At 49.9% G+C, this 12,585-nt stretch carries 13 protein-coding genes; 9 read left to right on the forward strand and 4 right to left on the reverse strand.

The window, feature by feature from the left end; all coding sequences use genetic code 11:
• Position 1: 1 nt before the first annotated feature.
• The 4 genes from ppa (at position 2) to HKK54_RS06420 (ending at position 3,892) form a co-directional block, all read left to right on the forward strand.
• The gene (gene ppa, locus HKK54_RS06405; protein WP_003219382.1) at positions 2-529 is read left to right on the forward strand and encodes an inorganic diphosphatase; all 528 of its coding nucleotides are present in this window, start codon (positions 2-4) and stop codon (positions 527-529) included.
• Positions 530-743: 214 nt separating this feature from the next.
• On the forward strand, positions 744-1,520 hold the full coding sequence (locus HKK54_RS06410) for a LexA family transcriptional regulator (RefSeq protein ID WP_169386388.1): 777 nt from the start codon (positions 744-746) through the stop codon (positions 1,518-1,520).
• Positions 1,521-1,888: 368 nt separating this feature from the next.
• Positions 1,889-3,100 (forward strand): tyrosine-type recombinase/integrase, encoded by a 1,212-nt coding sequence (locus tag HKK54_RS06415; protein WP_169386389.1) that lies wholly within the window; start codon positions 1,889-1,891, stop codon positions 3,098-3,100.
• A gap of 129 nt (positions 3,101-3,229) precedes the next feature.
• Entirely contained in the window at positions 3,230-3,892 is a 663-nt protein-coding gene (locus tag HKK54_RS06420) for a hypothetical protein (RefSeq protein WP_169386390.1), read from the forward strand.
• A 221-nt stretch (positions 3,893-4,113) separates the two neighbouring features.
• Here the strand turns inward: HKK54_RS06420 and HKK54_RS06425 are convergent, their stop codons facing one another.
• The 3 genes from HKK54_RS06425 to HKK54_RS06435 form a co-directional block, all read right to left on the reverse strand.
• Positions 4,114-5,541 carry a YfjI family protein gene (locus HKK54_RS06425; RefSeq protein WP_169386391.1) on the reverse strand — a complete coding sequence of 476 codons (1,428 nt, stop codon included), beginning with the start codon at positions 5,539-5,541 and terminating at the stop codon, positions 4,114-4,116.
• Positions 5,538-5,834, reverse strand: a complete 297-nt coding sequence (locus HKK54_RS06430) for a helix-turn-helix transcriptional regulator (RefSeq protein ID WP_169386392.1) — start codon at positions 5,832-5,834, stop codon at positions 5,538-5,540. The genes HKK54_RS06425 and HKK54_RS06430 overlap by 4 nt, the downstream gene beginning before the upstream one ends.
• 521 nt (positions 5,835-6,355) lie before the next feature.
• Positions 6,356-7,024, reverse strand: coding sequence for an inovirus Gp2 family protein (locus tag HKK54_RS06435; protein ID WP_169386393.1), 669 nt, complete (start codon positions 7,022-7,024; stop codon positions 6,356-6,358).
• A gap of 526 nt (positions 7,025-7,550) precedes the next feature.
• On the opposite strand from HKK54_RS06435, the gene HKK54_RS33540 reads away from it, so the two are divergent.
• From HKK54_RS33540 to HKK54_RS06450, 3 genes are all read left to right on the forward strand, one after another.
• Complete coding sequence (locus HKK54_RS33540) at positions 7,551-7,877, forward strand: hypothetical protein (RefSeq protein WP_169389252.1); 327 nt, start codon at positions 7,551-7,553, stop codon at positions 7,875-7,877.
• Positions 7,878-7,968: 91 nt separating this feature from the next.
• Complete coding sequence (locus tag HKK54_RS06445; RefSeq protein WP_169386394.1) at positions 7,969-8,937, forward strand: DUF932 domain-containing protein; 969 nt, start codon at positions 7,969-7,971, stop codon at positions 8,935-8,937.
• Positions 8,938-9,003: 66 nt separating this feature from the next.
• On the forward strand, positions 9,004-9,189 hold the full coding sequence (locus tag HKK54_RS06450) for a hypothetical protein (protein ID WP_169386395.1): 186 nt from the start codon (positions 9,004-9,006) through the stop codon (positions 9,187-9,189).
• Here HKK54_RS06450 and HKK54_RS06455 read toward each other — a convergent pair.
• On the reverse strand, positions 9,181-9,546 hold the full coding sequence (locus HKK54_RS06455) for a helix-turn-helix domain-containing protein (protein ID WP_237151048.1): 366 nt from the start codon (positions 9,544-9,546) through the stop codon (positions 9,181-9,183). The two genes, HKK54_RS06450 and HKK54_RS06455, sit on opposite strands and share 9 nt — an antisense overlap.
• 123 nt (positions 9,547-9,669) lie before the next feature.
• Here HKK54_RS06455 and HKK54_RS06460 point away from each other — a divergent pair, with 123 nt between their 5' ends.
• On the forward strand, positions 9,670-10,296 hold the full coding sequence (locus tag HKK54_RS06460; protein WP_169386396.1) for a hypothetical protein: 627 nt from the start codon (positions 9,670-9,672) through the stop codon (positions 10,294-10,296).
• A 581-nt stretch (positions 10,297-10,877) separates the two neighbouring features.
• The gene (locus HKK54_RS06465; protein ID WP_202026888.1) at positions 10,878-12,569 is read left to right on the forward strand and encodes a DNA cytosine methyltransferase; all 1,692 of its coding nucleotides are present in this window, start codon (positions 10,878-10,880) and stop codon (positions 12,567-12,569) included.
• Positions 12,570-12,585: the final 16 nt, after the last annotated feature.

Raw genomic sequence — 12,585 nt, forward strand, 5'->3', positions numbered from 1 at the left:
AATGAGCTACAGCAAGATTCCGGCTGGCAAAGACCTGCCGAACGACATCTACGTCGCCATCGAGATTCCGGCCAACCACGCGCCGATCAAATACGAAATCGACAAAGACAGCGACTGCCTGTTCGTTGACCGTTTCATGGCCACCCCGATGTTCTACCCGGCCAACTACGGTTTCATCCCCAACACCCTGGCTGACGACGGTGACCCCCTCGACGTGCTGGTCGTGACCCCTTACCCGGTCACCCCAGGCTCGGTTATCCGCGCACGCCCGGTCGGCATCCTGAACATGACTGACGACGGCGGCGGCGATGCCAAAGTTATCGCAGTACCCCACGACAAGCTGTCCCAGCTGTACGTCGACGTGAAGGAATACACCGACCTGCCGCCACTGCTGCTGGAACAGATCAAACACTTCTTCGAGAACTACAAAGACCTCGAAAAAGGCAAATGGGTGAAGATCGATGGTTGGGGCAACGCAGACGCCGCCCGTGCCGAGATCCTGAAGTCGGTCGCTGCCTACAAAGGCTGATACCGCTACTCGCTCTAAAAAAGCCCCGATTATTCGGGGCTTTTTTTGTGGGAAAAATATAAACACCCAGCTATTTCAATAAACACTTTTACAGCACATGTTTAACTAGATTAGTTAACTAACAGAATAAGCCTTCAATAAGGAAACACCTACATACGGCAACTCAACGCATGGTTTATTTGATCTGGTTTTACGGCCAGTAAACTCTGCGTTTATGAATACATCAGGTGATCGCTTAAGAGCGCTATTAAGGGAAGTTCATCTTTCCGCTTCCGACTTCGCCAAGAACCGCGATGTTACGCCTCAACACGTAAACAACTGGTTCAAGCGCGGCGTCCCCATGGGCCGTCTCAACGAGTTCGCAGAACTGCTGTGCGTCACCAGCCGCTGGCTGCGTACAGGCGAAGGCCCCAAACATCCACCCGCCAACTTCCTGCTGGAAGGATCCGATGCAGACCACACACACCGTATCGCCCGCGAACAGACCGGCAACTACATCGCCCATCCGGTCTCAACCCCGGTAAAAATCGACGTGGAGATTCCCCTCCACCCCACCTTCACCTCAACCGAAAACATCCGCCTCTCCCTGCACACCCTTGAAACCATCGGCGTAAACCCGGAGCGGGCACTCGGTGCCTACATGGTCGGCAACAGCATGATCGACATCATCCAGGACGGAAGTACCCTCGCCATCGACTGCGGCCGCAAACAGATTATCGACGGCGAGATTTATGCGGTAGAACACGACGGAATGTTGCGCATCAAGTACCTCTACAACCGGCCTGGAGGCGGCCTGCGGATGCGTAGCCACAACAGCGCCGAGCATCCCGACGAGTTTTTGACCTACGAACAGCGGCATGAGCAGAACTTTGAAATTCTGGGCTGGGTGTTCTGGTGGGCGACACTGAACAACCGCCGCCCGCCCGTGCCGCTGGATGAGCATTTATTGGGCTACGAAGGCTCTAAATCGGATCCGAAGCTGGGAAATTGAGGCGAATGTGGGTATCATGCGCCGCACATTTGGCAGGGGGTTGGCGTGAAGCCGGTCCGCCCTGCCTGGCGATGCGGAGGAGTTCCCGCTGATGCCCCTATCACCTGAGCGCAAGCCTGGGTGACCGATTTGAAGGCTGGTGAGGTTTACCAAAAATAAGCTGAACCAGTCCCCGAGAAGCCGGCCACAAGCCGGCTTTTTAATTGTCCGAAATAATCCTATCCCATCCAAGAATCTTCCTGATAGCTTAGCTATTCCGGGGGTTTCAGACATTCCCCTGTCCGATGGTGTTCTACGCCATTTGACCTCATCCGACGATGAAGTGGGGGGACAGGTGGGGGGACAAAAGGGACGACAGGGGAAATCAAATGAGTAAGCTGAATCCGAAACAAGTCGAAAACCTGACCGAACCCGGCACCTATGAAGATGGTGAGGGACTTCGCTTGGTCGTCAAACCTACCGGGCGTAAATCCTGGCTGCTTCGCTTCCAACTGGCGGGGCGTCGTAGGGAGATGGGCTTGGGCTCATTTCCCGAAGTCAGTCTCAAGAAAGCCAGACAAGCAGCCAGCGCCAAACGCAGCCAACTGAGCGATGGCATCGATCCCCTGGCAGCCAGAGACGTAGAACGTGCAGTTCAACGGGAAGCCGAGCGAGTAAGTGAAGCCAAGCAACTGAAGTTTGAAACACTCGCAACGGAATACCGTGATGCTCACGGCGCGACGTGGTCGGAGAAGTGGCGTAAAGGCTGGCTTCGAAAGCTCGAGCTGTATGCGTTTGATCACATAGGCAAGCTTTCAGCCGAAGACATCGGTACTTCCGAAATGCTCAAGGTGTTACAACCCATCTGGGCCACCAAAACCAGAACCGCTGACGAGGTACGCGGCCAGATTGAGCAAGTTCTGGATGCAGCCAAGGCACGCAACTTGCGACAGGGTGAGAACCCTGCTCGCTGGCGCGGGCACTTAGACAACCTGCTGAGCCGTTCTGAGAAGAGGAAGGCTCGGAAGCGTGAGCACTTTGAAGCCTTGCGCTGGCAGGAAGTGCCGGATCTGATGATAAAACTTAGGGCAAACTCCACGCCTCCGTCTTGGGCCGCTCAACTGTTAATCATGACCAGCGCACGCGCCCACATGGTCAGGTTCGCTCGTTGGGATGAGTTTGATCTAGAAGCTGGGACTTGGTCACTGCCAAATGAGCGAATGAAGATGCGGGTAGCTTTCGTAATTCCGCTCGCCGAGGAAGTTGTAAAGCTGGTGAATAGCATTCCGCGAGATGAGGAAAGCGTCTTTCTATTTCCTGGCCAGGGCAAAACAGGAGTCATGCACGCAAACGCCATACGAACGCTCCTACACGGCATGGAGTACGACCACGTCACTCGACACGGCTTTCGATCTTCATTTCGAGACTGGGCCGGTGAATGCACTCACTACCCACGGGAAGTTTGCGAGATGGCTCTGGCGCATGATGAACGTGACCAAACTGAAGGGGCGTATTCTCGCTCGGACTTCCTCGACAAGCGCCGGCCCCTTATGATTGATTGGGCTAAGTTTTTGCACCATGCACCCTTGGATCCGAAATAAACACACTCAGCCACAGTTAATATATTAAAATTAAAGCTACAGAAACCTAAAGTAAAATATAAAACTAACAACCTAAAAACTAATAGAAAAATGCCTAATAACCCAACATTTGAAAAGCGATCTACAAACGTGGAAAAAATCACCAAACTACTACGCGACGTAAAAATCGATGGGGAAATTGACGGGAAAATTGATAACATGCTAGGCCAGCTAGAATATTTAAACAAAAATAGTCCTGAGAGAACCGATACAAATGTAAACTTTCAACTGATCGCAGAAGGCATAGAAGCCGGAAAAATAGACGACACATACATAGCCAATCAATATTTCCATATAAACTACACAGAAAAAGATCCAAAAATAAAGCTAACAAAAACCCTTCTACTCGCCCACATTTATACCTATACGGCGATACAGCTTAAAAACCACAATGATCTCATGATGGCTTGGAATGCAATTTCGGAAGCGTGTAGTTACATTGGTGCCTGCAATGTCATTCATGAAGCTTTAGAAAATCCAAAAACCAACCGCGCCAGTAAAGGCGGTAAAGCAAACGCAAAAAAAACAAGCGATTTCAAAGAATCTGTCATTAAAGCTCTGCACTCCTTCAGACCCAAAAATGGCTGGAGCAGCTCAAGTATGGCAGCGGACAAAATAATTGACCACTTAATTAACTTATCCCCGCCGCACAAGGGCAATCACGCCGAACACCGGAGCGATTTAATCGCAAAAGTACGAAACATGATTCAAGATGATAGAAACGTCAAAATGGCATTTACTACTCCGAGCTAGCTAAACCCAAAACTCTTACCCTTTTAGGAGATAAGAACTTCCCCAATAACATATAAAAATAACGCCCTCAAAAAACAAAAAAAATTACAACCCAAGTATACCGCCGACACAGCATGCAGGCTTTCCTAACGTTTACCGGGATAAAGCCTTAGTCGCTGCAATTTTGTGCAGCTAAATCTCAGCACAATTGCAGCGCCCGGTTAAAATCAAATCTTACCACTCTACATCTCCAGCTCAACACATTGAACACGTCCTCTATTGAAAAATCTTATTTTCCCTTGGCTATACAGTTCATCCAACGCTTTATTCAAGCGAATTTTCTCTCTCATTTTATTGGGACCATACTGGCGAATGTAGTTTTTAGATACCCAACTACCGTCCCTACTCAAAAGAGGCCACAACCACTTCCTCAGCTCTACAGCATCTAATTTCTCTTGTGCCTCGGGTAAAAAAAGATCATAAAATTCATCAGAGCACCAAAGGCAAAAATCGACCGAAAACTTAAGCGTTCTCAACGACACGTCACCCTCAAAACCTTCAAAGCAATGTAAGAGGGCCGCCACTCTAGCAATATTATCAGCCAGTTTTGAAGCGTGATCGCCCATTCGATAAAAGCGTCCCCCCGTTTTAATTCCAGATTCAATAGCATTGTAAGCTTTCAGCCACACTTCACTAGCCTCCGGAGAGAAGCTAATAGTTTTTCGATTTGGAAAGGATGCCTCCAACAAAGCAGTGTTCATTTCAAGAAGCTCGACCAGCCGTACAGAAAACTTATCGAGATGCTCCCAAGAAACAGTTTCATTTTTAATAAGCCTAGTACCCTGAGTCGATTTTGGCCAACAAACTAAAAATCTAGCCCAGAGACCTGAACCACGAGACTTTTCTCCAGCACTCTTGATATATTCACTGAATGCACTTCCTTGCGACATTATCGAAATAGTCAGGCGCCCTCCAACAATCTCATAACTTTCAGATGTTTTACGATCAACAGTTACGGAATCCCCACTCCAAATAGCATTATGTTTGGATAAGTCAGCTAATGCCCGACCATTAAGAACTCCACCTCCCTCACTCGACACCAATCCAGCCGTTGGTAAGTTTTGAAAGAGCCCCAGAAATAGAGCTTCAGAAGTAGCGTCTTCGTATAGCATCTTAAACTGCTTAGGTTTCAACGGCCGAGCAAAGCCGTGCTCGATCAATCGACGTTCAGCTTCTTCCGAACATCGTTCATCTTGGGTTAGCTTAGCTATCTGCTTAAGTATTACCTTATTTTTTGTTTCCCATATTTTCGACTTTGATTCCCACTCCTTTAGGCCGGATTGGCATGCTGTCCCTTTCATTTTTTGAAACTGACGAATCGGTTCAAAAAAAAGGTTTTCTGCTGTTGACTTTCGCTCTCCCGAATCCGCAATAGATAACAGCATTAGCGATATAGGAACGCATTGCCCAATTGGCTTGCGGACATCACAAAGTCCCTGAACACCCACGGCAATCGCAGCCAAAGCCCCAAAAAAAATTAGTGGTCGTGGAGCTTGTATGTTGTTTTCGGCCTCATCCACAGCCGCCCTCAAGATAGGCAGGCATCCTAATGACGGGAAATGATCTCCAATTTCCGGTAACACTCGCTCCCGATAACGGTCAGTGCTCATTTCTGGCCCGCCCGCAAAACCGCAGCACCTGCTACTATTCTTGAATCAATCCAAAGGCAGATATCCGACTCGATCCAACCTATAGCCCCCCTTGCGCCTACCGACAGCTTTATCGGACGTGGAAAAGCAGGGTTGTATCGTGGCGAACATGGGTTCATCCAGTCGTAGACCGTCGACCGCCCCACCCCAAGGCGCTCTTGCAACTTCTTCAAACGCAAGACCCGAATGAATGTCTTGCTTTCCCCTTCCTGATCCAAAAAATTACGATTTTTTTCATCTTCAACTGCACGCATCGCGCCACCCTCCTTTAGAAATTTGTGATGACGCAATGCTACCCAGCTGAACTTTTTATTTAACCCCGCCCGCTTGCGCTCCTCGCGTACCGCAAGCGCACCCCTTGAAATAAAAATAAAAACATGGCAGGAAAAACCTCAGAAGATTCTATTTATTCACTCGGCAATTACCTCCCGCACTGCTATTTCCGCTACGAATAGCGGAAATAGCAGGGGCTGACTACCGACAATGCAAAAGCTGCTGGTAGTGGTCTGAGGCCGCACCCCATTTAGGCGAGAATGCGCGCCAGATCGAGGTGTCAGATGACCAAACGACGCCGTTCATTTTCTGCTGAACTCAATCGCGAGGCTGCCGACCTCCTGCTCAAGCAAAACTACAGCTAACTCGAAGCCAGCCGTTCACTCCGTGCCAGCGATTCCGCATGCCCTTCAAATAAAAACACCGATCATGTCCGTTGAGCTGGCTCGTTGGATCAGGACAGCAATGCAACTCATCAAGCGCCAGATCCCTAAGTAAGGGGTCATCTCTTACTACTACCAAATCCATGCTGACCAGATCCAAACACCTTCGTAGCAACCTTGCAGAGGTAGCTGGCACGTCGAAACAAGTCAGGCAGAACATCCTCCTCGCCATCAGGAATATCCCTATCTACGCGATACGTTGCGTTATTCGGGATTTCTACCAAACCATCAACCAGATCGACCGATACCCCCAAAGCACTCGCCCATGCCTCGCTCAAGCGACTGAACATGTTGATCCGCTCAGAACAAATGCGGCCAACAGTGTAGAAGGCATCACGATTGAGCAGAATCAACAGATGGTAGTGAGGTCTTCCACGCTGTCCCTGCTCCCTTGCCCAGACAAACCGAACCTTGCAGCGATGGGCGTACTTGTTATTTTCTAGCGCCCTGGATCGATTGTGCTGGATCTTCGATTTGAATGAAGCGATGAACCTGCTGATGACTTCATTGGTAGAAACGTAATCGTCCAGTCCAACATCATGGGGAAGACGCAGATCCACCCTGAACGCTAGCACCCTTGGGTACTGGTTAAAGGTCAGATCAATAGTGCGCTTTAGATCAGCCAGGTATTCACGGATGAATGGACCTTTTTCGATCATCACTGGCAAGCCTTCGAAGGTGTCGGTGTAGTGCAGATGAAGGTTTGGGTTATCGGAGTGACGACGCATGGTTAGTACTCTTGGGTTAGATTCATACCTCCGCACCCTGAGTACTTTTTAACCGGCTGCCATGACCATCCTTCCTACTTGTCGACCATCTGTCTTATGACGCTAGACGATGTCAAATGTGATTTGATCGTCGTAGGCAGCGTTGAGGACATATAGGTACTAGCAACCTTATTCAAAAATAATAACTCTATATGAGTACTGAGATCTATAGTACTTCGCTGTATACCCCCAGAGTTATCTAGGTGTATAGCCCAATAGTCTTTTAGTACAAAGCATATTACCCGTACCGAGAAAATCATTGTTGAGAACCACTCAGATGCAGCACCAAAAACTCTAACCATGCGTTAATTTTTTGACAACTTCTTACTCTGGCAAAAAAACATTGTTGTAATGCGGAGTAGCTTAGGGCGCCCTAAGCTAGACGTCTTCGAAGGTATGACGCTATATTTAAAAAAAACTAATCAGATGCCAAAAAAACTCAGCCCTACATCACCGGCATGACATCCCCTTCATGGAGCTTCAAAACATGTCATTGCTGTGCCCTCGCTGTACCTCACCCAAAATCGCCTCTCTCCACCAAGCCATGAAAATCGCAGCAGTCATCGGTACGGTGGGCGGTGCCGCACACGGCGTCAGTGCCGCACTTGCTGGACAAGCAAGTACCACCGTCGGCGCTATTGTCGGCCCGTTCGGAGTCATTCTCGGAGCTGTTTCCGGTGTCATCTTCGGCGGGCTAGTCGCTGGAGCTGGTGGCTGCGCATTGGGCGCTCAACTTGGCGATAGACTCGACCGCCACTTCCTCGCACAGAATCTCTGCCTGACCTGTGAGCATCGGTTCAATCTACCGGCTTAGTCCGTTCTCCCCTTCTCTCTTCTAGTACGTCCCAACAGTGCCATGCGATGCGTGGCACTTATGCCGACTTGCACCCCAAGGAATCGTAATCATGGCTCATTTTATCGAAACAATGGCTTACGTTGGCGCAACACCGTGGCATGGCCTTGGCAGTCAACTGACTCAAAAGCAGCCTATTGAAATCTGGCAGCGCGAGGCGGGTATGGATTGGCAGATTCAGGAAAGCGCTGTTCACTTCAAGTCCGATTCCATTGGACATCTGGGAACCATTCACTCGTTCCCGGAGCAAAAGGTGCTGTACCGGTCCGATACCAAAGCTCCGCTATCAGTGGTCTCCAATCGCTACCAGGTTGTACAGCCGCGTGACGTCTTGGAGTTCTACCGAGATCTGAGCGAAGTCTCGGGCTACCATCTGGAAACAGCTGGCGTATTGAAAGGCGGTCGTAAGTTCTGGGCACTCGCCAGGACGGGGCAAGCGACCGTGCTGAAGGGAAATGATCAAGTGAACGGCTATCTGCTATTAGCCACCTCATGTGACGGCACGCTAGCCACCACAGCGACTCCCACCACTGGTCGCGTAGTCTGCAACAACACGCTTACCATCTCCCTGAGTGGTGCCACCCGCGCCATCAAGGTTCCACACAGCACGCGTTTTGATCCTCAAACAATGAAAAATCAGTTAGGTATAGCCGTCTCGCAATGGGACGAATTCATGTACCGGATGCGCACCCTCGCCGAACGTAAGGTTAAGTGGCCTGAGGCAATGAGCTTCTTTATGGACGTACTGTGTGACACCCGAGCCCATGACCCTATTCCCGCTGTACTGCCCAACAAACGAGCGATGGAAAAGGTGCAAAGCCTATACGAAGGAAAGGGCCGAGGGGCTGATCTGGAATCCGCCCGTGGCACCGCATGGGGTCTGTTGAATGCATTGACTGAATACGTTGATCACGAGCGTAGGGCCAGAAGCTCAGAGTACCGGGTAGATTCAGCCTGGTTCGGTCAGGGCGCGGCAATCAAACAACGCGCCCTAGACTCTGCTCTTCGATTGGTAGCCTAACGTTTTCCCCTCCACAGCTTTTGAGCACTTTCCGCTCAAGCAGCTTTACGCCTGAAGGAAATCGCGATGAACGTAATACGCTTTATCGGCCTACTTTTTCTGTTTTTCGGAATACTGGCCAGCTGTGTATTGGCCGTCTTGCTTGTGTTCATCCTGGTGCGGTTTTGGCCATTGCTGATCGCTGTGCTGCTCGCATGCCTAATATTTGAAGCTATAGCAAGGAAGGCTGAAACACCAGCAGAGTCAGCCTGAGGGCGTAGCGACAAGCAACTCATCAAGCCTACTCATCAGCTCCACGCGCCCAAACGTATCAAGCTGATGAAACTTGACCAGCAACTCTGCTTCATCATCCTCAACGGCATAAAAAAATGCTGCTGGTACGTTGAGCACCTTGCTCAAACGCTCGACAAAGTCAGGAGCTGGAACCCGCTTTCCCAGCTCATAGCGGTTCATGCGAGTACTCGCAGACATCTCATCCAGACCAGCATCCAACCCCAGTCGCTCCTGCGATAAGCCTGCCTGCACACGCGCCTGCTTTATGCGCTTTCCCAAGACCGACATGCACACGACCCATTTGCCAAAAAGGCATCGTGATTGCTTGTCTTTCACCCGATACTACCGATTTGGTAGTATCGACCTCAGCTACGCACCCAGCGAGTCTCCGAGACGAGGTAAATCCCTCGGTTATGCATCAAGACTTCGCTGATTTTTAACTTTGCAAGGAAGGCCTCCATGAAACGCTCAACGCTTGTCTTACTCCCTTTTTTGATGATTCTTGGCAGCGCGGTACAAGCTCAAGACGATGTAGCAGCGTGCTCTCTAATTCGGATAGATCAGTACTATGGGCTGAAAGAGTGGGATTGCCGCGTTCCAAACACCCCGGTCCGAATTAGCAACATCTACACGGACAAGGAAGGTCAGAAGCGTGTAGAGAGCATCAGCAGCCAGCAAAATGCTATGTGTGATGAGCAGGGAGTTTGTTCAAACTCGGGGAATTTTGCGGGAAATGCGCCAGCGGGAAGTTATCACTACACCTTCGGTTGGTATTTGGGACCAGACACTCAAGGTAATCCAGTGTCTTATAGGAGTGGAACAGGGCCAGGATTTGGCGGAAAACACTTCACAGCCGCTGAAGAATCTAGATTAGCTAAAACTCTCCCCGATGTTGTTTGCATGCCGACTGCCAGCTTTAACTGCTCAATTGATGACAAAGAAATAGAAGACGAAGATTTACCTAAATACCTACCGATAGTACAAGAGCAAGACGTCAAAAGTGCTGGCGGAAGCTGCCAAAGCATTCCATTGTGCTACGATAAACACATGAAACTTCTGGGACTAAACAAAAAATACTTTAAGTAGATTAATTTGCAAAAATACCAATACGAAATCCAGTGCATAACTGCGTGTTATTATGCGCTGGATGGGCGTAAAGGTTATACACGCTCACCTTCATCAGCGTGCTTGTAAAAGAATCAGCAATATTGTCGGCTGTAATTCAGACTGCGACTTTCGCCGATCCTGATCCCGTTAGCATTCCTTTATTACTCCCTCAATGGCTTATCAGGCGCTTCCCTTGCGTCTGATAAGGCAGAAATCGGATGGGAAGCCTTCTGTCTGCCTAAATTCATTTTTGACCGAAATCCAGAATCTCTAAGAGGGCATGGATTACTCATGTCGAAGCTTTCGGAGCGAATCACGAACGTTGCGGCTATAAACTCCCATCAATTAATAAGCCTCTCACCAATCGACGAACGCACCTGATACGAATAGCTCTCCGCAAAATACTGTATATAATCACAGCATAAAATCATACGTCCGAAACACCTGGACCTGTCTGCTTACTCTTCAATACTATCGCTCGGTAGCGTCTGAAGAGGCCAGCATAGGGCTGTGCTTAAGAGATATCACCCGGATTTCAACGCGGCTGAAGGAGCTCAATCATGCGGGTACCACCTAGCGAAGCCCAAGGCTTTTCCGATGCAATATTTCTAGATGAACTCAACGACATATGTGAAGCCTGTAATATCAAACCAATCCAGCAGTCAGGTGGCCCAAGCCATTGCGGTTGCTTGCGGGGCAATCCATTTTCCATCACTATTGCCCCCTCGGCGCCTACCGAGCTGCCTCTAGTCAGCATGCCGAGTAAGCATCAAGCATCGGTGCCCCAAAAAGATCACCTTCATGCTGCCAATATAAGCGCAAGCAAAGGGCTTCGCGAGACGCTCCCTACCCTGAAAACGACCGTATCCGGGCAGGAGCCCATGAAAATTTTTGAAACCCTCCCCCCGCTACCCGCCCACGGGCAACCTTTGATGTTCGCAGATCTTTTTGCGGGCTGCGGAGGCCTATCTCTAGGTCTGTCGCTCGCAGGGCTAAATGGCGTTTTTGCCGTCGAACGCGACAAAATGGCTTTTTCTACGCTTTCGGCAAACCTGCTCGAAGGGCGTGACGTACCGGTCCCTCAGTTCGAATGGCCCTCGTGGCTGGAAAGGAAAGCCTGGGGTATCGATGAAATTCTGGAACAGCACGCACTTGATCTTTCCAAGCTCAAGGGCAAAGTGCATGTACTTGCAGGGGGCCCTCCCTGCCAAGGATTCAGCTTCGCAGGGAAGCGATTAGAGTCGGACCCACGAAACCAGCTGTTTGAGAAGTATGTGGAAATGGTCAACGCCATTCAGCCGGCAGCCATTGTTCTAGAAAACGTACCGGGCATGAAAGTCGCGCACAAAGCCAAATATTGGAAAGAAGAACTTGGCGTAACGAAAGTGAAACCCCACTCCTACTATGACAAGCTTGTAGAGAGCCTGAATAGGGTCGGCTATCAGGTCCTCGGTCAAATCATGGATTCCTCACTCTTCGGTGTGCCCCAGAAGCGCCCACGCCTGATCGTAATAGGAATTCGCAAGGATCTTGCTCGTCATCTTCGCGGTGGTGTCACCCGAGCTTTCGAAATACTAGAAGAAGCAAGGCTGAACCAACTGCAAGAGCTTGGACTTGCAGAAATAGTCACTGCTTCAGAGGCCATTTCGGATTTGGAAATAAAGCACGTAGGGACCAGACCATGCCGTGATCCCTCATCTCGTACTGGCTTTCAAGAGCTCGCTTATAAAGGGCCTCGGACACATTACCAAGCGCTCATGCATCAAGGGTGCGGCGATTCCATGGACAGCGTGCGCTTAGCAAAACACAAGCCCGAAATCAGTGAGCGGTTTATGAGGATCATCCAAGACCCCGCGTGTATTAGGGGTGGCTTGATGAGCTTGGCCCAAAGGGAAAAATATGGCCTCAAGAAGCACCGCATTTGCCTAATGCACGAGGAAAATCCCGCACCAACAATAACAACGTTGCCCGACGATGTGCTCCACTACAGCGAACCCAGAATACTGACCGTCCGAGAGTCTGCACGCCTGCAGTCGTTTCCCGACTGGTTCCAGTTCCGAGGAAAATTCACCACGGGCGGGAGCCAGCGTACTAAAGAATGCCCACGCTACACTCAGGTAGGCAACGCAGTTCCTCCTTACCTTGCAAGAGCCATTGGCCTAGCCATCGAATCGGTACTAAAAGAAGCCATGGCCACAGCTAGTCAACAAACAATCACTGAACCAGAACAAGAAATCTTAGCCATAGCTTGAAAACATAGGAGTCGAG

The sequence above is a fragment of the Pseudomonas sp. ADAK13 genome (assembly GCF_012935715.1).
Taxonomy (GTDB): Bacteria; Pseudomonadota; Gammaproteobacteria; order Pseudomonadales; family Pseudomonadaceae; genus Aquipseudomonas.